Source organism: Herbaspirillum sp. LeCh32-8, from assembly GCF_017814915.1.
In the GTDB taxonomy this organism is placed as follows: domain Bacteria; phylum Pseudomonadota; class Gammaproteobacteria; order Burkholderiales; family Burkholderiaceae_D; genus Herbaspirillum.
This window is the reverse complement of record NZ_JAGIPZ010000019.1, coordinates 32,502-57,058: the sequence shown is the minus strand read 5'-3', so window position 1 is coordinate 57,058 and position 24,557 is coordinate 32,502. Positions and strand designations below refer to the sequence as shown.

Sequence of the window (24,557 nt, the reverse complement as noted above, 5' to 3'; positions counted from 1 at the left end):
TTTTCCGCTGTGTGCTGCAAGGCATGGGTGCACTTTATCGACAGGCTGTTTATGGATAAAGTGTGTAAAATGAAAATGACTATCCACCATTGTGGATAATTGGCCTGATGGAATGGCGAGCGAACATTGCGCGAATGGCTAGCGCAAGAAGCTCTTGAGGTTGTCGATCAGCACCTGGGGCTGTTCTTCGGGGATGAAATGTCCGGAGTCCTGCACCTTGACCATTTCAAACCGGGTTGCCTTCACGCCGAGTCTCGCCTTGACCCATTCATACCCCGGGCCGGCGATGCCCATGACAGGCATCATCAGCCTTGCGTAGCCGGCCTCGTCTGCGATGTCCTGAGCGAACGCCTGGTACCAGGCATTGCCGGCGCGGATGGCGTCTGCCGTCCAATAGGATCGGGCGTAGACGTCGCGGCTGAGCCCATCGATGGAGCTGTCATCCTTCGTCAGGTAGTGGAAGAACCAGTCTTGCTCCAGCCGGGCCCTGCCGTCGGCCATCAGCTTTTCAGGCAGTTCCTTGACCTGATGGAACGCAAACCACCACAGATAGGCGCTGCTGCCGTCGCCGACCTTGTCTTGCAGTTGTCCCTGGGTGGGCAACAGCGGCCAGCTCATGAGGCTCGCATCGGGGTGGGCGACATCAATCAACACCAGCTTGCGCGTGAGCTCGGGATGATTCGCGGCCACGGTGAAAGCCACCTGGGCGCCAATGTCGTGGCCGACGACATAGGCCTCCTTGGCGCCCAGGGTGCGAATCAGCCCGGCCACGTCGCGCGCCATCGTCTTCTTGTCGTAGCCGCCGGCAGGCTTGCTTGAGCTGCCCATGCCGCGGATATCCACCGACGCCACCCGGTACTGGCCGGCGAGGGCGGGCATGATCTTGTGGTATTCCCACCAGTTCTGCGGCCATCCGGGCAAGAGAATCACCAGCGGGCCGCTGCCGCCGATCACGTAATGCAGTCGCACGCCATTGACCTCGGCGTAGGCGTTCTCGAACCCGGGGAGCCGCCCGACCAATTCCTCGTCGCTTGTGCCGACGGCGGGTTCAGTGGCCAGGCTTGGGGTCTGGGCGAAACAGTGGTGTGCAAAAAAGGCGAAGCAGACAACGGCAAGGCGGAGGTATCTCATGGGGGGATGTCCAGGTGGATTGAGCGGGGGCGCTCCGGGCAATGGCGTGCGGCTTCGCAGGGACGCCGCCGCAATGCCGGAGTGCCATTCAATACACATCAGACCACTTGAGAATCGCGCTTTCAATCGGGCAGGAGCCTATGTACGACTACCTCTATCGGCCAGTCTCAACGGCCGCGATGAGTCGTTTTGCGTATGGGCGGCGAGGGACGCGCGCTAGCCGTGGACCCGGCCTCGCGTATTACGCGGCAAATCGCAGGGGGGAATGTGTCACCGCTTCCGCGTCGCAGGAAAATGCACCCGGCGCAGCACTCTCGCCAGCGCCAGGCACGACCAGCCCGCGTGCAATGGCAATGGTGACGACTTGCGTCCTCGAGCGCGCGTCCAGTTTCGACATCAGCGCCTTGATATGCGCCTTGACGGTGCCGATGGCCATGCCCAGCTCTTGGGCAATCGTCTTGTTGTCCATGCCCCGGGCGAGCTGGCCCAAGACCTCGGTTTCGCGCGCGGTGAGCGATTCACGCGTCATGAGGTCGGCCAGGAAGCGGGCGGTATGCGGGCACACGTAGCGCAGTCCGCGAGCGACCGTGCGCACGCCGTCCTGCAATTGCTCATGGGTCAGCGTCGCCGCGGCGTAGCCCAGGATTCCCAGCTCCAGGGCGCCGCGCAGGTCCAGCTCTCCGCTGCCCTGATTGATCACGAAGATGCGCGCGTGGCGAATCATGCGAGGCGCGGCCTGCCCGCGCATAGCCTGCGCCAGGCGCAGGGCGTGCTCCTTGCCGGTGATGACGACATCGAACGGCTCAGCGCAAGCCTGCTCTGCCGGATCCGGGAGGGCGTCAAACGTACCCGGTTGTGCATGAAAGGCGCGCTGTGAACCCAGCGAGACCACGACGCCCGTCGTCACAAGCGGACTGAGATAGGCAACCAGCACGCGAATCGGGCGTGCGCTTTCATGGGGGCTTGTCATGTTGTGTTTCCCGGATGTGCGCGGTGCAATCGCGCAATGAGCCATGCAATAAACGATACTGATCCGGCAGGCGCCAACATTGCTTGTCTCTTGTCAGGCCGACCAGGCTTGACATGACTTTACGTCGCCGTCCCCCGCTTGGGTACTAGACCAAAGTCGTGGATTTGCAAAAAAGGGTGGAAAACGGCGCGCATGGCGCCTTCATCTCGCTCGCATGCGGGCGGCGCAGGCCTTGCTCAGTGCTTGCGGCTGTTCGCCAGTGCATGGATGCAGCTCAACAGATGCGTGCTGTCGACCGGTTTGGTCAGAAAACCTGCCGCGCCCGATGTCATCGCACGTTCGCGTGCGTGTGCATCGTCGACGGAGGTGAGGAAAATGATGGGGGTGGTTATGCTTGCCCAGTTCAACACGCGCTGCAACTCCAGCCCTGTCATGCCGGGCAGGTTGATATCTAACAGGATGCACGTTGCCTTGAGCGCGCGTGGGTCGCCCAGGAATTTTTCGCAGGATTCGAATGCGATGCTTTCGATTCCCGCAGAATCCAGGAGATCTCGCAGCGCTTCGCGAAACGCCTCGTCGTCATCTACCAGGGCAATCAATTGCAGCGCATTCACAAAGAACCTAGCGAAAAGGGAAGAGGCGGTACAGCCGACGCAGCGCACTGAAAAGGAACGCCTGCCGGAAGTGTACGCCAAAGAAACGCGAGAACAATATCTCCGTGAGGGGTCTTGCCATGACCATACCAAGTGGCCGGTTGCAGCCCCCTCCTTTGGACAGCTTGCTCTAGTCCTTTTGGAAAAATGCGGTCGGGTATGGCGCTGAAAGCGCCTGTGCCTTCGGCTAGCCAGGCATGCTCACGCCATGTCCCGTCTCGGAAAGTGAGGCCGTTGCCGCCTGCGACTCGCGCAAGATCCCCGCTTTTTTCACCAGGTCGGCGAGGGACGACGCCATCATCTTCTGCATGACCTTGCCCCGATGCAGCTTCACGGTGACCTCGGTAATGCCCATTTCAAAGGCGATCTGCTTGTTGGCCAGGCCATCGACAACCAGCCACATCACTTCCGCTTCGCGCTTCGTGAGCGTCTCCAGCATCCTGGACATGGCGTCCAGCGTGGCCAGCCTGGCGCGTCGCATCCGATCCCGCCCGAGCGCCAGCGTGATGGCGTCGAGCATTTCCTTGTCTTGAAAGGGCTTGGTCAGGAACTCCACTGCGCCGAGCTTCATCGCGCGGACACAGGATTCGACGTCGCCGTATCCGGTCATGAAGATGATCGGCAATCCTTCGCCCAGGGCGTTGAGCTGGGCCTGCAATTCGAGCCCGCCGCCGCCCGGCATGCGCACGTCCAGCACCAGGCAGCTGGGGCGTTGGGCGAGGGGCCTGGCAAGAAGCTCCATGGCCGACGAGTAAGTTTGGCACTCCAGGTTGGCGCTGGCCAACAGCTCTGACAAGCCGTCCCTGATGTTCACATCGTCGTCGATGATGTGAACCAAAGGCTCAGGATTAACGTACGACGCTGATCCGGCATCAGAGTCCATGAACAATCACCTTGGTATCAATCAGTTGGAAACAGAGTTTCACGCGTAGCGGCTGCGGCAACTCGGCGTTCTCGCAGGAGGAATGGCTTGCATTTTTATCACTAAATCGCGCGACAGGAAATATAACAAAGATTTGGTAATGGCCGTTTCTAATCGGCCGTTTTCAATATCGACAGGCTGGGAACGCATCTACGACTTTCGGCCAGTGGCAGGGACCAAAAGCGGGATGCGCGCTTTCGTCTCCACTCGTATTCTTGGCCGCAAGAACGCCGCCTTTACAGCGACCCAAGCGCCGCCATGACCATCAAACATGGCCGCCGCGTTGCAAGTCACCGTGGGAAGTGTTGGTGCGGCTGATTTCATGCGCATGTTTTTATTCCCCGTCTCTCCTCGTTGTATGAAAGGAGTCATGGGTACTGTCTCAACGAGCCCGCTTCCATTGTTGAATGGCGCGGCTCCTGATCGAATTGAGGGGAAATCGGGATGTATCAGCTGAGGCCGCTTGAAAGCCTGGGTGGCGACGAGAATCAATGGCTGAAGGCAAGACATCATTTTGCCGTCAGTGCACTGGAAAATCCGACGCATATGCCGCTTGGCCATCTGGTGATTCTCAACGACGACGAGATTTCCGCCGGCGCGGGTTTTCCCATGCACAGGCACCGGGACATGGAAATCGTGACCTACGTTCGCGAAGGCACTCTGGAGCACGAAGACAGCCTGGGCAATGTCGGTCATGTTGCCGCCGGCAATGTGCAAGCGTTCAGCGCCGGCACAGGCATACGCCATGCCGAGAGAAACAGCGGGAAAACGCCGCTTCGGCTATTCCAGATCTGGATCAAGCCCCGGCAACTCGGCATCGTACCCCGGTGGGAAACGCGATTCTTTCCCAGGCAGGAGCGCGCCAATACCTTGGTGCCATTGGCCAGCGGCATTACGGAAGATGCCGGCGCCGTCTTCATCAATGCGGATGCCAGGGTGATGAGCGCCATGCTGGAGGCCGGCGCCACGATCTCCTACGCATTCGGCAAGGAGCAGTTGGGCTACCTGGTCGTGGCGGCCGGCGAGGTCTCGGTGGGGGAGATGGTCGTCACCGAGCGCAGCGGCTTGGCCATCAAGGATGAAGAGGCCATCGCCATCTCCGCCCGCAAGGATGCCGAGCTGGTATTCGTCGTCTGTACCTGATCCTCTGCGGCGAACCGACAGTCGCATACCTGATGATTCTTGAAAGAAAAACATGAAAACAGCAAATCAGCTTTTACAGGCGTATCTGGACAACGTGCAATCTCCTGAGGTCGCAGGCGAACTGTTCGCGACGGATGGTGTATTGGAGCTTCCCTGGGTCAAGGCCCGGGTCCAGGGGCCGCAGGAGGTGAGCCGGCTCATTACGGGCATCCTGAAGAAGATCCCGGATTTTCGCCTGGTCAACCCGACCGTCTGGATCGATACGCCTGAGCGGGTGTTTGCGGAATATCACCTCGAGGCGCTGGTAGTCGATACCGGCAAGGTCTACAAGCAGACCTATGCAGGCCTGCTCATCGCCGAAAACGGAAAGTGTTGAGTTGCATCGAAAACTGACCCACTTTCCCCAGGAATTTGCATCCTAAGTTGACCCACGTTTAGACCACAATCCTGCTCATCACAGCGAGCGGGAGAACGGAGTGATAGACGTGGCCCTACTTGGAATTATTCGACGCTGGTACATCCGCGATCGCATCTGGATCAGGGAAATCTCCCGCCGGCTGGACATCTCTCGAAACACGGTTCGTCGCTATATCCGATCCGGAGCGATCGAGCCTTCCTACCCCTCAAGGCAATCATCCAGTGCCCTGGATGAATTCGCGCCTCGACTTTCAGCCTGGCTCAGCGCTGAGGCAGTCAAATCGCGCAAGCAAAGACGAACCCTTAAACAGATGTTCCTGGACTTAAGGGAGCTGGGATATGAAGGGTGGTATGACAGCGTGGCAGCCTTCGGGAGGCAATGGAAGGTGGGTCAAATGGAGAGGGTCAATTCTGCGAGCAAATCAACACGGATCTGATTCATCGACTGCGGGCCAGACCAGACGAGACCCCAATGCTGATCAGCAACTTCGAAGCCGTCGCAATAGGGACATGGAATGACGGATGTGCCCCAGTTCTCCGCAAAGCCCGGAACATTAGGCATTTGGTCAACAACGCCGTAGCTCAGGATCAAGCGGCGCGCGCTCAGGGTTTCGCCATCGCCAGTGAGGACGGAGAAATTGTCGATAGCGCCAGAGATGCTGTCGGCGCGGGCATTGACCATCCTGATGGCAGGGTAGCGCGCGAGTTGCTGCCGCGCAGCGGCCAAGATCTCGGACGGCGGCTTGTCATCGTGGCCCAGCATACCGTGTGAGCGGCCAGCGAAGCGGTTACGCTGAAGACCGGTATCGAGAACGATGACGTTACGGCGGGCACGACCCAGCTGCAGAGCGGCGGCGAGGCCAGCAAAGCTGCCGCCGATGATGATGACGTGATTCATTGTGATGGGCTCCGGATTGCGGATAGAGGAAGACGGACTCGGCTGGGCCTGGCGCATCTTGCAAATTTACGAAACTGTGTGGTATCTTAATTATGAATTTAAGATACTGTCAAAGACTATATTTCGTGAGCCAAAACAACAGCCAGACCCGGCGGGGCCGGCCCGCCAACAAGGCGCTTAGCCAAACAATCGTCGATACCGCGTCCGAACTCTTCGTGGAATTAGGTTTTCAAGCGACAACATTGGACAAGGTCGCCCAACGAGCGAAGATATCCAAGCTCAGCATTTATCGTCACTTCGCGAACAAGGAGGCACTGTTCACCGCAGCTATGGTGGCCGGCTGCCATCAGTTGTTTGCACCGCAGGCCCTTCTTAAGGGCGTCGAAGGTTCGGTCGAAGATCAACTGATGGCAGTAGGATCATTATTGCTTCGCACCCTGTTGAGACCACACGTCCGCAATGTCGAAGCCATGGTCATGGCCGACAAGACAAATCAAAAGTCGTTAAGCAAACTCCATTACGAAGCCGGCCCCGCCCATGTCATTGAGCAAATCGAGGCCATTTTGCGTCAGTTGCACGTGCAGGCGCTCCTTAACGTGCCAGATCCGCTTCGGTCCGCCCGTTTGTTTGCTGCGCTTTTCAAAGGCTCAGATCTTGTGATGATCGCGCGTTTCGATGAGGCCAGAGCAGAGGACGACAACGAAGTCGAAACCTATTGTCGGGCAGCGGTCGCCATGTTCATGGCCGCGCACGCTGGCATCCAAGGAGAGATATCGCGGCGGTGACCTGGTACTGCTTCAAGGACAATATCCAGTGGTTTTGTTCCATTTAGAAGCAATGCCTTAGTACTACTGAATGACGGCTTCTGGCCGATTGCGGACGAGCAGTTGAAGAGATCAACCTTTGCGATTAGTTAGAGGGATATCAGTGCAATTCACCATCTGTGATCAACCTCAAGAAAAAGCCCGCGTTCGCGGGCTTTTTTGCTTTTCGTGCGTGTCTGCTTTTTAGATGGCTTTTGTTGTTCTAGGCTTTATTTCGTTGTTCTAGGCTTTATTCCCACGTTCTAGACCTTATTCACAAGCCCCACACACAGGCCCATGCCGCAGAAGGCTTACTCCACCGTCACCGATTTCGCGAGGTTACGCGGCTTGTCCACGTCCGTGCCGCGCGCCAGGGCGGTGTGGTACGACAGCAGCTGCAGCGGCACCACGTGCAGGATCGGCGAGAGTACGCCGTAGTGTTCCGGCATGCGGATCACGTGCAGGCCTTCGGCCGAGGCGATGTGGGAGTCGCCGTCGGCGAACACGTAGAGCTGGCCGCCGCGGGCGCGCACTTCCTGCATGTTCGACTTCAGCTTTTCCACCAGCGCGTCGTTGGGAGCGATGGTGACCACCGGCATCTGGTCGGTCACCAACGCCAGCGGGCCGTGCTTGAGTTCGCCGGCGGCGTAGGCTTCGGCGTGGATGTAGGTGATTTCCTTGAGCTTGAGCGCGCCTTCCAGCGCGATCGGGTAGTGCAGGCCGCGACCCAGGAACAGCGCGTTCTCGCGGCGGGCGAAGGCTTCGGCCCAGGCGGCGATGCTGGGTTCCAGCGCCAGCACGCTTTGCAGCGCGGCGGGCAGGTGGCGCATGGCCTTCAGGTGGGCTTCTTCCTGCTCGGCGGTCAACAGGCCGCGGGTTTGCGCCAGCGCCAGCGTGAGCAGGAACAGCGCGGCCAGCTGGGTGGTGAAGGCCTTGGTCGAGGCCACGCCGACCTCGACGCCGGCGCGCGTGATGTAGGCCAGTTCGCATTCGCGCACCATGGCGCTGGTGGCCACGTTGCAGATGGTCAGGGTGTGCTGCATGCCCAGGCTGCGCGCGTGCTTGAGTGCGGCGAGCGTGTCGGCGGTTTCACCGCTTTGCGAGATGGTGACCACCAGCGATTTCGGATTGGGCACGCTGTCGCGGTAGCGGTACTCGCTGGCGATTTCGACGTTGACCGGGATCTTGGCGATGGATTCCAGCCAGTACTTGGCGGTCAGGCCGGCGTAGTAGCTGGTGCCGCAGGCAAGGATCAGGATCGAGTCGATGTCCTTGAAGACCTTGTAGGCCTTGTCGCCGAACAGCTCGGGCATGATGCTGACCACCCCTTCGAGCGTGTCGGCGATGGCGCGCGGCTGTTCGAAGATTTCCTTTTGCATGTAGTGCTGGTACGGGCCGAGTTCGACCGCGCTGGTGAAGGCTTGCACGGTGCGCACTTCGCGCTGCGCCGGCTTGCCTGTGGCATCGACGATCCAGACCTTTTGCAGCTGCAGGTCGACCACGTCGCCTTCTTCCAGGTAGATGATCTGGTCGGTGGTGCCGGCCAGCGCCATGGCGTCGGAAGCGACGAAGTTCTGGTTCTCGCCCACGCCCACGATCAGCGGCGAGCCCTGGCGTGCGGCCACCACGCGGTGTGGCTCGTCGGCGCAGAAGACCGCGATGGCATAGGCGCCGGTCAGGCGGCGCACCGCCTGCTGCACGGTGTTGAAGAGGTCGCCGTCGTACATGTGGTCGACCAGGTGGGCAATCACTTCGGTGTCGGTCTGGCTTTCGAAGACGTAGCCGGCGGCCTGCAGTTCCGCGCGCAGCTCGTCATGGTTTTCGATGATGCCGTTGTGCACCAGCGCCACGCGGTCGCGTGAGAAGTGCGGGTGGGCATTGTGGGTGGCCGGGGCGCCATGGGTGGCCCAGCGCGTGTGGGCAATGCCGGTGAAGCCGGCCAGGCCGGTCTGGGCGATCTGCTGCTGCAGGTCGGCCACGCGCGAGGTGCTGCGCGAGCGCTGCGGCTTGCCGTCCACATGCAGCGCCACGCCACAGGAGTCGTAGCCGCGATACTCAAGGCGCTTCAGGCCTTCGAGCAGGATGGGAGTGACGTTTTGCTGCGCAACCGCGCCGACGATACCGCACATGGAACACCTCGTTTGAAAAAATGTGAGGTCATATTAGGCGAGCATTGATGAAATAAGATTTCTAAAATTACTAAGTTTTGAACTATTATTGCCGTGAAAATCTTCGGTGAAATAAATAGTGATAAAAATGTAGTTAATGAAATTTAATTTCAATTAAAACTCTCAGATTCTTGATAACCCTCTTCGATTCTCATGCGACTGGAACTGGACGACCTCGATCGGCGTATCCTCAAGGCGCTGCAAACTGACGCCAGCCAAACCAACCATCAGTTGGCCGAGGCCGTGCATGCCTCGCCGCCGACCTGCCTGCGGCGGGTCAAGCGGCTGACCGAGGCTGGCGTGATCGCGCGCCAGGTGGTGTTGCTGGATCCGGAGAAACTCTCCTCCGCGCTGACCGCCATCGTGGAGATCACCCTGGACCGCCAGGGCGAGGAGGAGCAGCAGGCTTTCGAGGCCTCGGTCAGGAGTGAGGCTGCCGTGCAGCAGTGCTATCGCGTCTCGCCCGGCCCGGACTTCGTGCTGGTGGTGCTGGTGGCCGACATGCCGGCTTACCATACCCTGGCGCACCGGCTGTTCACTTCGCAAAAGAACGTGCGCAATGTGCGCAGCTATTTTTCCATCCTGCGCAGCAAGTTCGAGACGGCGGTGCCGATCACGCCGGTCCGCGATTGACCCCGGCGGGGGCGTACGGCACGGACCATCTGAGGCAAGAGCGGCCACACCGGCGCATTTGCGTTTATGCTCTGCCGTTCGCGCGTTTGAAGATTGATGGGGATGAGGGATGAAGATCCTGTTGTTGAACGACGAGTTTTACACCACCGGCGCCAGCATCGCGATGCTGCGCCTGGCCGAGCGACTGGTCCGCAATCACGAGGTCATCGTGATGCAGCGGCGCAAGGGCGACGGCCCGATCCGGCAGGAGTTCGAAGCCCTCGGCATCCCGATCGTGCAGAACATCGACACGGTCGACCTGGTGGTCGCCAACACCCTGATGGCGGGTATCCACGTGGCCGACGTCGGGCCCAAGGTGCCGGTGGTGTGGTGGATTCATGAAGCCGAGGTCGGGCGCGAGCTGATCCTGCGTTTTCCCCAAGTGGCGCCGGGGTTCAGGCATGCGGCGCACATCGTGTTCCAGACCGAGTACCAGCGCATCGTCTATCGCTCCTTCCTGTTCGACAGCCCGGTCACCACCCATGTGCTGCCGTTCTGGAACGACGCCATCTATCGCCAGCAAGACCTGCAGCCGAAACCCAAGCCCGAGGGAAAGAAGCGCATCGTCGGCATCGGCACCATCGATAACCGCAAGCGCTTCGAAGACATCATCATGGCCGTGCACGGCATGGATGAGGCGCTGCGCAGCCAGGTCGAATGCGTGTTCATCGGCAAATACCTCGAGCTCTCCAATGAGGCCCGCGCGGTGGCTGAGGCCGCGCCGGAGCGCTACCGCTTCCTGGGCGAACTGCACAATGAGGAGACGCTGCGCTACCTGGCCTCGGCGGACGCCTATGTGCTGGCCAGCAGCAGCGAGTCGCAGCCGCTGACCATCTGGGAGGCCTTTGAGCTGGAAGTGCCGGTGTGCCTGTCGGATCTGGAGACCTACCGTCACTATGGCTTGCGTCACGCGCACAACACGCTGATGCACCCGGTGGGCGATGTCGAGCTGCTGCGCGCCAATCTGCAGACGCTGTTCGGCAGCGACGCCGTGCGCAGCAGCCTGGTGCGCGCCGGCAAGGCATTGCTGCTGAAGAACCTGACCCGGGATTGGGCCGACGAGTTCGAACGCATCATCCTGCGCGCCAAGACCCAGGCCGATATCAAAAAGCTCGGTTACTGATCCGCGCGCCGATGGGCGCAAAAAAAAGCCGGCCCGCATTCCGCGGAGCCGGCTTTTTTCTGCGTGCCTGCCTTACTTCTTGATCTTCACCGGTCGCTGCCATCCCGCCAGCGACAGCTGCTTGGCGCGCGACAGGGTCAGCTGCCCGGCCGGCGCGTCCTTGGTCAGCGTGGTGCCGGCGCCGATGGTGGCGCCTTTGCCCACGCGAACCGGCGCCACCAGTTGGGTGTCGCTGCCGATGAAGGCGTCGTCCTCGATGATGGTGCGGAACTTGTTGGCGCCGTCGTAGTTGCAGGTGATAGTGCCGGCGCCGATGTTGACGCCGCTGCCCACATCGGCATCGCCCACATAGGCCAGGTGGTTGGCCTTGCTGCCCACGCCGACGATGCTGTTCTTGACCTCGACGAAGTTGCCCACGTGGACGTCGCTGGCCAGCTCGGTGCCCGGGCGCAGGCGCGCGTACGGGCCAACCTGGGCGCCGGCGCCGACCACCGCATCCTCGATATGGGTGAAGGCCTTGATGTTGGCGCCGGCGCCGATGGTGGCGTTCCTGATCACGCAGTTGGGGCCGATGGAGGCGCCGTCGGCGATGTCTACCTTGCCCTCGAACACGCAGTTGACGTCGATGGCGACATCGCGGCCGCACTCCAGCGCGCCGCGCACGTCGATGCGGGCCGGGTCGGCCAGGCCGACGCCGGCTTCCAGCAGCCTGCGCGCCACGCCCAGCTGGTACACGCGCTCCAGCTCGGCCAATTGCACCTTGCTGTTCACACCCAGCGTTTCAGCCAGATCGTCCGGCTGGGCCGAGACCACCTCGACGCCGTCGGCCACTGCGGCGGCGATCACGTCGGTCAGGTAGTACTCGCCCTGGGCGTTGTTGTTGGACAGCGCCGCCAGCCACTTGCGCAGCTTGGCCGTGGGGGCGGCGATGATGCCGGTGTTGATCTCGCGGATGGCGCGCTGTGCCTCGTTGGCGTCCTTCTGCTCGACGATGGCCACGATCTTGCCGTTCTCGCGCACGATGCGGCCGTAGCCGGTGGGGTCGTCCAGCGTCACCGTCAGCACCGCCAGTTTGTCGTTGCCGGCGGCTGCCATCAGGCGTTGCAAGGAGGCGCCGGTGGTCAGCGGCACATCGCCGTACAGCACCAGCGTGGGCGCGCCATCCTCGATGTGAGGCAGCGCCTGCATCACCGCATGGCCGGTGCCCAGTTGCGGCTCCTGCTTGGCGAACGACAATCCCTGATCGGCGAAGGCCTGCGGCACCGCATCCCCGCCGTGGCCGTAGATCACGCACAGTTTGGCGGGGGAGAGCGAACGGGCGGTGTCGACCACGTGGCCCAGCAGCGATTTTCCGGCGAGCGGGTGCAGGACTTTGGGCAGGGAAGATTGCATGCGCTTGCCCATGCCGGCGGCGAGGATGACGATGTTCATGTGAGGCGTTTGGTCTTGTGTCTGGCAGTGGAATGAAGCGCAAAGTCTAGCATGCGGGATGCGGCCCCACAGAGGGGCCGGCTTGTCCAAATGCAAAGCTGAAGGGCATTTGCGTGGATGCTCGACCGTTTGCGTGGCCGTGCGGCAATTATCATGGCAGTCTGCCCGAACCACATCCGCAGCGGCGCGTTGCACCAGGGAAAAATTGCCGACAGTGCAAGCGCGAGGGCATCAGGCGACGACAGGCCGCACAAGCGGCCGGCGCATCATTGGAAAGTGCATGAAGATCCTTCTGTTAAACGATGAGTTTTACACCACCGGCGCCAGCATCGCGATGCTGCGCCTGGCCGAGCGACTGGTTCAAAACCATGAAGTGTCGGTGCTGCCGCGGCGCGACGGTGAGGGCGACATCAAGAAAAAATTCCAGGCGCTGGGCATTCCCATCGTCGGCGAAGTGGGTGACGTCGATGTGGTCGTCTCCAACTGCATCCTCTCCGGGGCGGCGGTGGGGCAGATCGCAGGGCGTTGCCCAGTCATCTGGTGGATTCACGAAGCCGAGATCGGTCGCGATCTGCTCCTAGAGGCCCCGCAGACGGCTCACGGTTTCCGCGCGGCGTCGCACATCGTGTTCCAGACCGAATTCCAGCGCATCGTCTATGGCAGCTTCCTGTTCGATTCGCCGGCGCAATCGCATGTGCTGCCTTTCTGGAACGACGCGATCTATCGCCAGGAAGATCTCGCGCCCAAGCCCAAGCAAAAGAAGCGCGTGCTGTGCATCGGCACCATCGAACAGCGCAAGCGCACGCAGGACGTGATCATGGCGGCCGACCTGTTGCCGCCTGATCTGCGCGACAACGTCGAGTATATGTTCATCGGCAAGTACCTGGCGCTGGACCCGGCCGCCCGCCAGCTGGTGGAGTCGCAGCCGGAGCGCTATCGCTTCATGGGCGAGCTGCCCAATGAAGAGACGCTGCGTTACCTCGCCTCGGCCGACGTCTACGTCCTGGCCAGCAACAGCGAATCGCAGCCGCTGACGATCTGGGAAGCCTTCGAGCTGGGCGTGCCGGTCTGCCTGTCCGATCTGGAGACCTACCGTCATGTCGGCCTGCGCAACGGCGTCAACGCGCTGATGCACCCGGTGGGCAACGTCGAACTGCTGGCATCGAACCTGCGCACCATGCTCTCCAACGACGACGTGCACGCCAACCTGGCGCGCGCCGGCAAGAGCCTGTTGCTGAAGAACCTGACCAGCGACTGGGCTGACGAATTCGAGCGCCTCATCTATCGCACTCACGCGGCGCAGGAAATCAAGAAGCTGGGTTATTGATCCCTTGCCTGCCATGTCGCCGCGAGGCGATATGGCAGGCGTCGGCGGCTCAATCGGTCTCGAGAATCTGCATCCAGTCGAAGTCATCATGCGCCGCCAGCTGCTCCAGCGCGGCGCCAAACTCTTCCTCGCCGAACTGCACGTAGCGCAACTGATCGGTCCACTCCGGCAACTGGCCGGGCATGGTGGTCAGGATGATCCTGGTCAGTGACTTGTACTGTCCTTCATCCACCGTCTTCATCAGGCTGTCGAGCTTGTCCTGCGAGCCGCTGCGATCGAGCAGCAGCAGCGCCGGCAGGCGCTGTTCTTCTTCGTGATGCTTCACCGGAAGCTTGCTGAAGCCACGGTAGGTCCGGTCATATTCCCACACTTTTTTGTGCAGCGAGTAATGCTTGCGTACCTCGGCTTGCGCCGTGCGCGCCAGGCTGCGGCGCATGGCCGCTTGGGTGACCAGCGATTCAAGCGCCTCCAGCCAGGCTTCGTACGACGGCTGCACCAGCAGGCCGGTGCGGCCGTGTTCGACAATGCCGTTATAGACGCTGACGTCGCTGAATGCGGGCGCAATGCCGGCGGCGGCATACTCCAGCCATTTGATCGCGCTCTTGCTGTGATTGAAGTCGTCGTTGACCAGCGGCACCAATGCAATGTCCCAGTTCCACTCGTGCAATTTGCGCGCGTAATCCTGGTACTGGTGGATGAAGGGTTCGTACACGGCGGCCGGATGATCGGTCCAGCCCTTCGGGCACTCCCAGCCGACCAGATGCACCTTGATTTTGCCGGGATGGCGCTCGCACAAGGTGCGCAAGGCTTCGTCTACCAGCGCGAAATTGGGGCCGGTGATGGAGGTGCCCAGCAGGCCGATCGTAATGACCTCGCCGCTTGTCGCGGCGGGCGGGCGGTAGAAGCGATCAAAGTCCAGGTAGTTCGGCAGCACATGGATGTTGCTGTTGAGCGACCTGTATTTATCGGCCAGGAAGGGCGTCGAGACTGTCACGCCGTGGGCGTGCTTCACCACATATTCGATGCCGGGCTTCCACTTGCGGCTGTCCGCGGCTTGCGGGTGATAGTCGGGGATGTCATTGAGCAGGTCGTCGGTCTCGTAGATCACCGTCTTGCCGAGCCGGAAGAAGTGCTCAAGATCCGCCTGAGAGAACAGTCCCGGCGTGAAGCGGTGCAGCACGACGATGTCGGCGTTCGTCGCCGCATCGAGGTCGACTTTGCCGTCCTTGATGGCCCACACCAGTTCCCAGTCCGCCTTCATGTATTCGAACGGCAAGATCAGGCGAATCTGCGGACATGGGCTCCAGGTCGATTCCACCGAGTAGACCGCCACGCGCGGGCGAGCGCGGCCTGCGGTGGCAGCGGCAGGCACCGAAGGCGTGACCGGCACCGGCTGCGCACCCGGCTGACTGGCCGCAGGCGCTGCCGCACGCGGCCCGGCGGGCGTACGCAAGGCCGGGGTCATCGGCCGGATCACGGGACGTCCCTTCGTCCGCGGGGCAGGCGTTGCCGAGCGCTCGGCGGTGATTTGCGGTGCGGTCCGGGGCAACGCCTGGGCGCGGTTTTCCACAATGGCATCGTATAGGCCGATATAGGCGCCGAGGTTGGCGGCGATGCTGAAGCGTTCGCGCACCTGCGTTTGCGCCTGCTCCGCCAGCCGGATCCGTCGCTCGGGATACGTGATCAGCGAGTCGATCGCCTGGAACCACGCATCGCTGTCGGCCGGCACCAGCAGGCCGGTCTCGCCCTGCGTGACCGCCTTGTTGTAGACCGATACGTCGCTGAAGATGCCGGCAATGCCGGCGGCTGAATATTCCAGCCACTTGGTCGCGGTCTTGCTGTGGTTGAACTCGTCGTCTGCCAGCGGGATCAGGCCGATGTCCCATTCCATCTTCTTGAGCGTATCGGCATAGTCCAGATAGGAATTGATGACCGGATGGAACTCGGCCGCGGGATGATTCTCCCAGCCTGCCGGCGGTGTCCAGCCGACGAAAGAGAGCTTGACCTTGCCGGGATGGGTGGCGACGATCTTGCGCAGCGCGGCGTCCACCAGCGCGAAATTGGGGCCCTGCAGCGAGGTACCCAGCATGCCGATGTGAACCGGCCGCTCGCCTTGCACCGCGACCGGCCGATAGAACATGTCGTAGTCCAGATAATTGGGCATGACATGGACGTTACGGTTCAGCAGCGACAGCTTTTCCTTGAGGAAGGGGGTGGACACCACCACCGCATCGGCGCGCCGCGCCATGTATTCGATGCCTTCCTTCCAGCCGCGCGCGCTCGCGGCTTGCGGGTGATAGTCGGGGATCTCGTGCAGCAGGTCGTCGGTGTCATAGACCGTCTTCTTGCACAGCGCCAGGATGCTCGCCAGCTTGTCGGTGCTGAGCAAGCCCGGCGTATAGCGCTGGAACACGACCAGGTCGGCGCTCTTGAGCATCTCCAGGTCGATGTTGTTGTCCTTGATCGCCCACAGCAGCTCCCAATCGGCTGCCAGCGTGAACGGCCGCGTGAAGCGCAAATGCGGGCAGGGACCATCCGCCGGCTCGGCGGAGACGACCGCGATGCGCTTTTTCTTCTTGACCGTCACGGCCTGGTTTGCCTGCCGCTTTGCGGCTTGCTTGTGTTTCGCTCTGGCCTGGGTCTTGTCGGTGAATACCTCCAGCGCAGCCCAGAAGGTCTCTTCAACCCTGAGCCAGCGATCGTGCACCCTGGCGACCGTCGCACGGGCGCGCTCGAGGCCGTCGGGTTCTGAGATCATCGCGGCGCCGTCGGTGCCGAACAGCGCGGGCAGCGGCGTTTCCGTCAGGCCGCCTTCTTCACGGTAGATCACCGGGCAGCCGCACAGCATGGCCTGGGTGCAGGTCGACGACAGTTCGTAGGTGTACAGCACCTTGCCGATCTTGAGCTTTTCGATCAGTTGCGTCAGCGTGACCGGATTGGCCATCGACAGCAACTCGGTGTCCGGCGGGAACAGCGAGAAATCGATCTTCTCCAGCGGGAAGCGGTGCTGGTACAGATAGGTCTTGGTACGCTCGTGCGCGTCTTCGGGCGTGGACAGCGTGGGGTCGATGTCCGGCAGGAACAGGATGTCGGCGCTGGCCTTCTGCTCTGGGTTGTCCAGCCATTGGGTGGAGAAGTAGAACAGCAGGTCATCCTCGCCGGCATCCAGGCCACGGCCGGTCAGCGCGCCGACGCGGTTGAGGATGTAGCGCGCGCACACCTCGGTGCCCAGCGGATTGCCGGCGATGACTTCGGGATAGACGGCGATCGGCACCTGGCCGGAGGAGAGGTGGCGGTCGATGATGGCGCGTGTGAGCGGCGGCGTCTTGAGTTGCGGATTGACGCTGTCGGTGGAGGCGATATAGGCCTCCCGTCCGGCCAGGTTCAGCGCATGGCACAGCAGGTGCAGCACGCGCACGCCCGAGGAGGTCTCGCGGTAGGGCGGTGCGTAGATATAGTAGGGATGGCCTGGGGGCGAGTGGAGTCGGCTGCGCTGCATAGGTCTGGTGGTCGAAGTGTGGAGAGAGGGCGCCCTCAGGATCTGTCGGCTTATGTTCTGGTGGCCGGCGGCATCCGGCGAGCGGGCGGCCGGTCGATGCTCATGGTTGTGCGATCAGCGAGACGATGCGCCCGGCTTGTTCCAGCCCGAGATCGGGGAAGATCGGCAGACACAGGACCTGCTGCGCTGCGAGGGTTGCAACAGGCAGGTTGGCCGCCCTTGCCGACGGCAGGCCGTGATAGATCGGGAACTCCGAAATCAGCGGGTAGAAGTAGCGGCGCGCGTAGATCTCGTCGGCGCGCAGCTTCTCGTAGAGCTGGTCGCGCGTGAGCGGATAATTCTCCTGGATCAGGATCGGGAAATACGCGTAATTCGATTCCGTGCCTGCCGGTGTATCGAGCAGCCGCACGCCGTCAATCTCGCGCAGCCGCTCGCGGTAGAAGGCGTCGATCTTGCCGCGCTTTTCCTGAATGGCGGCCATGTGGCCAAGTTGCACCAGTCCCATGGCGGCGCACACTTCGTTCATCTTGCCGTTGATGCCGGTGGTTTCCACCGTCACCTCGTCGGTGAAGCCGAAATTCTTCAGGTGATCGATATGGCGCTTGGTCGCCGCGTCGGGGCAGACGATCGCGCCGCCCTCGAAGGTGTTGAACACCTTGGTGGCGTGGAAGCTCAGTACTGACAGGTCGCCGAAATGCAGCAGACCCTGGTCGCGATAACGCACGCCGAAAGCGTGGGCGGCATCGTAGATCAGGCGCAGCTTGTGTTTGTCGGCGATCTTCTGGAACGCATCGACGTCGCAGGGAGTGCCGTAGCAGTGCACCGGCACAATGGCGCGGGTGTGCTCCGTGATGGCGCGCTCCACCTTGTCGGGATCGAGGTTGAGAGTATGCGGGTCGACGTCGGCGAACACCGGGGTGATGCGATTCCAGGCCAGCGCGTGCGTGGTGGCGACGAAGGAGTACGGCGTGGTGATGGCCTCGCCGTGGATGTCGAGCGCCTGCAGGGCCGAGATCAGGGCGATGGTGCCGTTGCTGAACAGGCACAGGTGCTCCACGCCGAGGTAGTCGCACAATGCTGCTTCGAGTTGTTCGTGGAAGGGGCCGCCGTTGGTCAGCACCTTGCGTTCCCAGATCTTCTCCAGATAGGGAATGAATTCCTCCAGAGGAGGGAGGTGCGGCTGGGTAACGAATACTCTTGGTTTTTTCATCGGTATAGCCTTGTACCGGTTCTGTTGGCACCTCGGGGATCGTCCCGGCGGGCAGCTTCGCCGCGTTGCCCGACGCTGGCGTCTCAGAGCACAGGGTTGACGAAGGGCGTGCCGACGATGCGCAGGTATTCGCGGCGGTAGCGCTCGTTTTCGGGATTGATGACTAGCGATTGGCGAAGGAATTCTACGCCTTCAAGCACGTTGCCCTCCTTGATGCTCAGCATGGACGCGATGTAAAGCTTGGTCGCATCGAAGAAGTTGTGCGACAAATCGGCCTTGATCATGGACAGCGCGGTCGACAGTTCGCCGTTTTCCACCAGCTGGTTGATCATGCCGTTGTATTGGTCCGGCGTCTGCCAGCGCATTTCGGCAAGCCGCTCGAACTTGCGCAGCACGACGGTGTGTCCATTGCCGACCTTGGAGTCGGTTTCTTCCACGCACTCGATGATCCACGAGCCCAGGCCGTTGCAGTTGATGTAGTTGATCGCGCGCAGCATGCTCTGCAGCGAAAAGACCTGGTAATGGCTGCGCCAGTTTTCCAGCGGCATCTTGGTCATGTCGAGCTGGCGGTCCCAGGCGTCGATCATCTGTTCCAGCGTGGTCAGCGGGCGCACCGCATCGGTGGGTTCGGCGGTGCGCTTGGGAAACAGGCACATGAAGACGCCGCCGTTCTTGAGCACACGCGACGATTCCACATAGGCGGCGAACAGATTGGGGACGTGCTCGATCACGTGCGAGCTGACGATGTAGTCGAAGCTGCCGTCATCGGCGGCGATGTCCTGGAAGTCGCCCAGCATGTCGATTTCAAGCGGCGTCTCGCCGAAGCGTTCCTGTTCTGCCTTGTAGGAGGCATAGTCGCTGAGGTCCTGCGGGAACAGGTAGTCGCGGCCGTTGCAGGTGCCGACGAATAGACAATCCGGCAAGTCGAACGGATTGTGGCGCGCCGCGCCCAGCTCGATACCCTTGCCGAGGCAGTATTTGAATGCCAACGGCATCGTACGCAATTTCATCGTGTCTCCATGGGGAAATGTATCGGCGCCCGGGCGCGCATCAGGGTTTCTGGTAGACCTTGGCCGAGGTGTTGACGCCCGAGCGCAGGCGAATCAGTTCCTCAATGTCATCGTTCCCCTTCTGTTCCTCGCGCGGTGCGAACAATGCGCGTCCGCGCGGGTCGGCATTTTCCTGCGGCTCGCACAGATAGTAGATCGCCAGCGATTTGCGGAACACGCCTTCCGGCTGCACCAGCGGGCGGCTGATGCCATGCCAGGACTGTTGGGTGGTGTCGAAGATCACGGCGCGGTTGAACACCGGCTGGATCTCCGTCACCAGCTTACCCGGGCGAGAGGTCTCGTCGTCGTGATCCCACAGGCCCAGATGGCCGCCGTAGGCCTCCTGCATTTCCTGCGAGACGTAGATGATGATGTTGATGCGGCGCTGCAGCCCCAGCTTGGGATGGATGGAATAGTCCTTGTGCGGATTGAGGTTGCCGCCGCGGCCGTGCGAGTGCCAGCCGCCGCCGTGCAGGCCGTTGTCGGCGTACAGCTGCACGCCGGCCAGGCGCGACAGTTCGGCGACAAAGGCGTCCGAATTCAGGTAGCTGAAGAATTGATAGGTGCGCGGCGGGAACATGTTCCAGTCGTTGAGCGCCTTCTTGTCCTCGATCTGGTTCTTGTAATAGAACCATTTGGGCGAGTCGTAGGGCAGGAACTCTTCGACGATGCCGGCCAATACCTCCGGCTGGATGAAATTGTCGACCACGGTGTGGTCGAACGGGGCGGCGTCATGGTAGCGCGCGAAAGCCTCGCGCATGGCGTCCATGTTGATTGGTGCGTATGGCTGGCGCATGTGAAGTCCGGTTCGGGCTGTTACTCGAAAAAGGTTTCGCGTCTCTCGTCGCCGTACAGGCGATCGCAGCGGCGCAGCACCTGGTTGCGCAGCGGGAAGAACTGCTTCAGATAACGTTCGTCGCCGCTGGCGATGTAGGCCATCTTGAGCGCGTTGAGCGTGTACATGTCGTCGCGGCAGGGGTAGTACATGGGGTCGGACCAGGGCATCTGGCCGATGTCGAAATGCGCCACCTTCAGGCTGTGGTCCAGCGCCAGAATCAAGGAGGCGATGCGCTCCATGATGAACACTTTCATGTCCAGCGGCGTCTTGTGATACGTGGTCAGGGCGTTCATCTGCTTGGCGAATTCACCCGTACCATGTTCGACTTCTTCGAACAGCCGCTCATTGATGGCGAACCATTTTTGCCAGAAGATCGGCTTGGCCACGACGAAATTGCAGTAGATGGTGCTGCGGAAATCCATGCCCAGCTTGCTGAAATCCACCTTCAGGTCGATCGAATCGAGAAAGCGATTGGTCAGCGCGATCATGCCCGGATGATAGCGGTTGCCCTGCTCGAACATGTTCAGGTAGCAGGCGGAATCCTGGACGAAGGGGGAGAAATGGAAAACCTCGGCATCCGGGTTGGCATCGATGAACTGATACACGCTGCGCGATTCCAGCAAGGTCTTGCCATGAAAATTGGGCGAGAAGAAGCCGTAGAGATCGTCTTCATTCAAAGTGTTGTTCAGGAAGAATTGCCGGATCGTCCAGTATTCGCGCCAGTCGGGGCGGGGATTGCCGCGGTTTTCAAGCGGTATGAAGCCGCGATCGATCTGCTTTTCGGTCGCGTCGTTATAAAAGATTTGATGAATATGGGTTGCCATAGGAATTCGCTGTCGCGCCAATGAGGACTTGCTATGGTTGCCGCGCCAGTTCGCGCAGGCATTGATCCAGTGCAAATTCCCAAGTTGGCAGGACCAGGTTGAAGGTCCGTTCAAGTTTAACGGTCGCCAGCCGGGAATTTTTAGGCCTGCGCGCCGGCGTCGGGTAGGCGTCGGTGGGGATTCCGGCGATGTCGGCCGCAGCGACGCGCGGCGTCAGGCCCAGCGCCGGCATGGCGTCGACCACGCGACGCGCGTATTGATGCCAATTGGTCTGCCCGCCGCAGGTCAGATGATAAATCCCCGCGCTGGCGTGTATGTGCGCTGCTATGCCTTGCGCATCTTCGGCGCCCGGGTTGCGCTCCAGCATCGTGGCCAGGGCATCGGCAATGGTCTGGCTGGAGGTCGGGGCTCCCCACTGGTCATTGACGATGGAGAGCTTGTCGCGCTCCTGCGCCAGGCGCAGGATGGTCTTCATGAAATTGCCGCCATGCGTGCCGAACACCCAGCTGGTGCGCAGGATCCAGGCCGAGCAGCCTGATTGCGCAATGGCCAGCTCGCCGTCCAGTTTGGTCCTGCCATACACGCTCATCGGGCCGGTGGCATCGGTCTCGACATACGGCGCATCCTTGCTGCCGTCGAACACATAGTCGGTGGAGAAATGCACCAGCGCGATTCCATGTCGCGCTGCCGCCTGCGCCAGCGCCTTGGGCGCTTCCGCGTTGACCAAGCGGGCCGCCTCGGCCTCGCTCTCGGCCTTGTCGACGGCGGTGTAGGCAGCCGGATTGATGATCAGGTCGGGGCGTTCGCGATCAATATAGGCGGCGATGGCGGCCGGTGACGCCAGGTCGAGCTCGGCGCGTCCGGGCAGCAGCAACTCGTGACGGCGCAAACGAGCGGCCAGGGCATGGCCGACTTGTCCGGTGGCGCCGGTCAGAAGGATTTTCACGCGTAGACCTCGGCGTCGGCCAGCAGCGCGCCGAGCTTGTCTTTGGGCGACAAGGTCGGCTCGCCCGCCAGCCCCCAGTCGATACCGATGGCGGGATCATTCCAGAGGATGCAACGCTCGTGCTCCGGCATCCAGTAATCGGTGGTCTTGTATTGGAATTCGGCCGCTTCGCTCAAGACGACGAAGCCGTGCGCGAAGCCTGGCGGAATCCATACCTGGCGTTTGTTCTCGGCCGACAGATGGACGCTGGTCCATTTGCCGAAGCCGGGCGAGCTGCGGCGGATATCCACCACCACATCCAGCACCTCGCCCACGCTGGCGCGCACCAGCTTGCCTTGCGCGTGCCGGATCTGGTAGTGCAGGCCACGCAGCACGCCGCGCACCGAGCGGGAGTGATTGTCCTGGACGAAGTCCGGCGCGACGCCCGTCAATTCCAGAAATTTGCGGGCGTTGAAGCTCTCATAGAAATATCCCCGGTCGTCGCCGAAGACCTTGGGTTCGACGACCAGAACATCGGGGAGCGAAGTGGGGACGATTTGCATGATCAGAAGAGGGGGTCTGCGAGCAGTTGCAACAGGTATTTGCCGTAGTCGTTCTTTTTCAGCGGTTGCGCCAGGCGCTCCAGCTGGGCGGCGTCGATGTAGCCGCGGCGGTAGGCGATTTCTTCCGGGCAGGCGACCTTCAGGCCCTGGCGCTTCTCGATGGTGGCGATGAACTGGCCGGCGTCGAGCAGGGATTCGTGGGTGCCGGTATCGAGCCAGGCGATGCCGCGGCCCATCAGTTCCACTTGCAGCTGATTCAGTTCCAAATAGGCGCGGTTGACGTCGGTGATTTCCAGCTCGCCGCGCGCCGACGGTTTGATCGAGCGGGCGATGTCGATGACCTGGTTGTCGTAGAAATACAGGCCGGTGACCGCGAAGTTGGATTTGGGTTGTGCCGGCTTTTCCTCGATGCCGACCACGCGGCGCTGGCGGTCGAATTCGACCACGCCGTAGCGTTCGGGATCCTGCACGTGATAGGCGAAGATGGTGGCGCCGTCGGTGCGGGCGTTGGCCTCGCGCATGGGCGGCTCGAGGTCGCGGCCGTAGAAGATGTTGTCGCCCAGGATCAGCGCCGAGGGATCGTTACCGATGAAGTCGCTGCCGATGATGAAGGCTTGCGCCAGGCCGTCGGGCGAAGGCTGCACCGCATAGCTGATGTCCAGGCCCCACTGGCGGCCGTCGCCCAGCAGCTCGGCGAAGCGCGGCGTGTCCTGCGGGGTGGAGATCACCAGGATGTCGCGAATGCCGGCCAGCATCAGGCTGGTCAGCGGGTAGTACACCATCGGCTTGTCGTAGATCGGCATGAGCTGCTTGGACACGACCGTCGTGGCCGGATACAGGCGCGTGCCCGAACCGCCGGCCAGGATGATGCCCTTGCGCTTGATCTGTGGTGCTTGCGGTGCTGCGGCTGTCATATCAGGGCTCCCGGAGGATTGTCGCCGTACTGCTTCTGCATCCAGTTCAGGTAGGCGCCGGAGCGCACTTGCGCCACCCAGTCGCCGTTGGCGAGGTACCACTGCACCGTCTTGCGGATGCCGCTGTCGAAGGTTTCGGCCGGCTTCCAGCCGAGTTCGCGCTCCAGCTTGCGGGCGTCGATGGCGTAGCGGCGGTCGTGCCCGGGACGGTCCTTCACGAAGGTGATCAGCTCGCGGTAGCTGCCGCCGGCGCGCGGCGCCAGCGCGTCCAGCGTGTCGCACAGGGTGTGCACTACATGCAGGTTGGTCTGTTCGTTCCAGCCGCCGACGTTATAGGTCTCGCCGGTCTTGCCGCGGGTCAGCACCGTGCGGATTGCCGCGCAGTGGTCCGACACGTACAGCCAGTCGCGGATTTGCTGGCCGTCGCCGTAGATGGGCAACGGATTGCCGGCCAGCGCATTGGCGATCACCAGAGGGATCAGCTTCTCGGGGAAGTGATAAGGGCCGTAATTGTTGGAGCAGTTGGTGGTCAGCACCGGCAGACCGTAGGTGTGGTGATAGGCGCGCACCAGGTGATCGGAGGCCGCCTTCGAGGCCGAGTAGGGGCTGTTGGGCGCGTACGCGGTGGTCTCGGAAAACGGCGGATCATCGGCTTCCAGGCTGCCGAATACTTCGTCGGTGGAGACGTGCAGGAAGCGGAAGTCGGCCTGCTCGTCAGCCGGCAATGTCTGCCAGTAGCGCAGCGCCTTGTTGAGCAGGTTGAAGGTGCCGTTGACGTTGGTGCGGATGAACTCGTCGGGGCTGTGGATGGAGCGGTCGACGTGGCTTTCCGCGGCGAAGTGGACGATGGCGCGCGGGCGGTAGCGCGACAGCAGCGTGGCGATGGCGATCTCGTCGCAGATGTCCGTCTGCACGAAGGCATAGCGCGCGTCGTCGGCCACCGAGGCCAGGTTGTACGGGTTGCCGGCGTAGGTCAGCTTGTCGATATTGAGCACCGGCTCGGCGGTCTCGGAAGCCAGCCAGTCGAGGATGAAATTGCTGCCGATGAAGCCGGCGCCGCCAGTGACAAAAATCATA

At 61.7% G+C, this 24,557-nt stretch carries 21 protein-coding genes and 2 pseudogenes; 7 read left to right on the top strand and 16 right to left on the bottom strand.

Annotated features, from left to right (window positions below; all coding sequences use genetic code 11):
• Positions 1-138: 138 nt before the first annotated feature.
• From J8I26_RS21715 to J8I26_RS21700, 4 genes are all read right to left on the bottom strand, one after another.
• On the bottom strand, positions 139-1,131 hold the full coding sequence (locus tag J8I26_RS21715; protein WP_209609204.1) for an alpha/beta hydrolase: 993 nt from the start codon (positions 1,129-1,131) through the stop codon (positions 139-141).
• Positions 1,132-1,372: 241 nt separating this feature from the next.
• Entirely contained in the window at positions 1,373-2,101 is a 729-nt protein-coding gene (locus J8I26_RS21710; RefSeq protein ID WP_209609203.1) for a response regulator transcription factor, read from the bottom strand.
• 236 nt (positions 2,102-2,337) lie between these two features.
• Complete coding sequence (locus tag J8I26_RS21705; RefSeq protein ID WP_209609202.1) at positions 2,338-2,715, bottom strand: response regulator; 378 nt, start codon at positions 2,713-2,715, stop codon at positions 2,338-2,340.
• Between the two features lie 226 nt (positions 2,716-2,941).
• A complete protein-coding gene (locus tag J8I26_RS21700; RefSeq protein ID WP_209609201.1) occupies positions 2,942-3,637 on the bottom strand; it encodes a response regulator in 696 nt (231 codons plus the stop codon).
• Between the two features lie 483 nt (positions 3,638-4,120).
• On the opposite strand from J8I26_RS21700, the gene J8I26_RS21695 reads away from it, so the two are divergent.
• The 3 genes and pseudogenes from J8I26_RS21695 to J8I26_RS22875 form a co-directional block, all read left to right on the top strand.
• Positions 4,121-4,819 carry a pirin-like bicupin family protein gene (locus J8I26_RS21695; protein WP_209609200.1) on the top strand — a complete coding sequence of 233 codons (699 nt, stop codon included), beginning with the start codon at positions 4,121-4,123 and terminating at the stop codon, positions 4,817-4,819.
• Positions 4,820-4,871: 52 nt separating this feature from the next.
• Entirely contained in the window at positions 4,872-5,195 is a 324-nt protein-coding gene (locus tag J8I26_RS21690; protein WP_209609199.1) for a nuclear transport factor 2 family protein, read from the top strand.
• Positions 5,196-5,295: 100 nt separating this feature from the next.
• Positions 5,296-5,640, top strand: a pseudogene (locus J8I26_RS22875) (IS21 family transposase); the annotation flags it as partial.
• A gap of 20 nt (positions 5,641-5,660) precedes the next feature.
• On the opposite strand, the pseudogene J8I26_RS21685 reads toward J8I26_RS22875, so the two are convergent.
• Positions 5,661-6,134 (bottom strand): annotated as a pseudogene (locus J8I26_RS21685) (NAD(P)/FAD-dependent oxidoreductase); the annotation flags it as partial.
• 125 nt (positions 6,135-6,259) lie between these two features.
• Here J8I26_RS21685 and J8I26_RS21680 point away from each other — a divergent pair.
• A complete protein-coding gene (locus J8I26_RS21680; protein WP_348635354.1) occupies positions 6,260-6,919 on the top strand; it encodes a TetR/AcrR family transcriptional regulator in 660 nt (219 codons plus the stop codon).
• Between the two features lie 329 nt (positions 6,920-7,248).
• Here J8I26_RS21680 and glmS read toward each other — a convergent pair whose 3' ends face one another.
• On the bottom strand, positions 7,249-9,066 hold the full coding sequence (glmS, locus tag J8I26_RS21675; RefSeq protein WP_209609197.1) for a glutamine--fructose-6-phosphate transaminase (isomerizing): 1,818 nt from the start codon (positions 9,064-9,066) through the stop codon (positions 7,249-7,251).
• A gap of 192 nt (positions 9,067-9,258) precedes the next feature.
• On the opposite strand from glmS, the gene J8I26_RS21670 reads away from it, so the two are divergent.
• Together J8I26_RS21670 and J8I26_RS21665 are read left to right on the top strand one after the other, a co-directional pair.
• Positions 9,259-9,738 carry an Lrp/AsnC family transcriptional regulator gene (locus J8I26_RS21670; RefSeq protein WP_209609196.1) on the top strand — a complete coding sequence of 160 codons (480 nt, stop codon included), beginning with the start codon at positions 9,259-9,261 and terminating at the stop codon, positions 9,736-9,738.
• Positions 9,739-9,847: 109 nt separating this feature from the next.
• Positions 9,848-10,900 (top strand): glycosyltransferase family 4 protein, encoded by a 1,053-nt coding sequence (locus tag J8I26_RS21665; protein ID WP_209609195.1) that lies wholly within the window; start codon positions 9,848-9,850, stop codon positions 10,898-10,900.
• A 72-nt stretch (positions 10,901-10,972) separates the two neighbouring features.
• Here J8I26_RS21665 and glmU read toward each other — a convergent pair whose 3' ends face one another.
• Positions 10,973-12,331 carry a bifunctional UDP-N-acetylglucosamine diphosphorylase/glucosamine-1-phosphate N-acetyltransferase GlmU gene (gene glmU, locus J8I26_RS21660; protein ID WP_209609194.1) on the bottom strand — a complete coding sequence of 453 codons (1,359 nt, stop codon included), beginning with the start codon at positions 12,329-12,331 and terminating at the stop codon, positions 10,973-10,975.
• Between the two features lie 280 nt (positions 12,332-12,611).
• Here glmU and J8I26_RS21655 point away from each other — a divergent pair, with 280 nt between their 5' ends.
• Positions 12,612-13,658: a glycosyltransferase family 4 protein gene (locus J8I26_RS21655; protein ID WP_209609193.1), complete on the top strand. Its 1,047-nt coding sequence runs from the start codon at positions 12,612-12,614 to the stop codon at positions 13,656-13,658.
• Between the two features lie 49 nt (positions 13,659-13,707).
• Here J8I26_RS21655 and J8I26_RS21650 read toward each other — a convergent pair whose 3' ends face one another.
• From J8I26_RS21650 to rfbB, 9 genes are all read right to left on the bottom strand, one after another.
• Positions 13,708-17,157 (bottom strand): glycosyltransferase, encoded by a 3,450-nt coding sequence (locus J8I26_RS21650; protein ID WP_209609192.1) that lies wholly within the window; start codon positions 17,155-17,157, stop codon positions 13,708-13,710.
• A 100-nt stretch (positions 17,158-17,257) separates the two neighbouring features.
• Positions 17,258-18,367, bottom strand: a complete 1,110-nt coding sequence (locus J8I26_RS21645; RefSeq protein ID WP_209609191.1) for a DegT/DnrJ/EryC1/StrS family aminotransferase — start codon at positions 18,365-18,367, stop codon at positions 17,258-17,260.
• 83 nt (positions 18,368-18,450) lie between these two features.
• Positions 18,451-19,377: a methyltransferase domain-containing protein gene (locus J8I26_RS21640; RefSeq protein WP_209609190.1), complete on the bottom strand. Its 927-nt coding sequence runs from the start codon at positions 19,375-19,377 to the stop codon at positions 18,451-18,453.
• Between the two features lie 40 nt (positions 19,378-19,417).
• Complete coding sequence (locus J8I26_RS21635) at positions 19,418-20,212, bottom strand: 2OG-Fe(II) oxygenase (RefSeq protein WP_209609189.1); 795 nt, start codon at positions 20,210-20,212, stop codon at positions 19,418-19,420.
• A 20-nt stretch (positions 20,213-20,232) separates the two neighbouring features.
• Positions 20,233-21,078 carry a hypothetical protein gene (locus J8I26_RS21630; protein ID WP_209609188.1) on the bottom strand — a complete coding sequence of 282 codons (846 nt, stop codon included), beginning with the start codon at positions 21,076-21,078 and terminating at the stop codon, positions 20,233-20,235.
• A gap of 31 nt (positions 21,079-21,109) precedes the next feature.
• A complete protein-coding gene (gene rfbD, locus J8I26_RS21625) occupies positions 21,110-22,024 on the bottom strand; it encodes a dTDP-4-dehydrorhamnose reductase (RefSeq protein ID WP_209609187.1) in 915 nt (304 codons plus the stop codon).
• Positions 22,021-22,572, bottom strand: a complete 552-nt coding sequence (gene rfbC / locus J8I26_RS21620) for a dTDP-4-dehydrorhamnose 3,5-epimerase (RefSeq protein ID WP_209609206.1) — start codon at positions 22,570-22,572, stop codon at positions 22,021-22,023. The genes rfbD and rfbC overlap by 4 nt, the downstream gene beginning before the upstream one ends.
• Entirely contained in the window at positions 22,569-23,480 is a 912-nt protein-coding gene (gene rfbA / locus J8I26_RS21615; protein WP_209609186.1) for a glucose-1-phosphate thymidylyltransferase RfbA, read from the bottom strand. The genes rfbC and rfbA overlap by 4 nt, the downstream gene beginning before the upstream one ends.
• Positions 23,477-24,556 carry a dTDP-glucose 4,6-dehydratase gene (gene rfbB / locus J8I26_RS21610; RefSeq protein ID WP_209609185.1) on the bottom strand — a complete coding sequence of 360 codons (1,080 nt, stop codon included), beginning with the start codon at positions 24,554-24,556 and terminating at the stop codon, positions 23,477-23,479. Before rfbB ends, rfbA begins: the two co-directional genes overlap by 4 nt.
• Position 24,557: the final 1 nt, after the last annotated feature.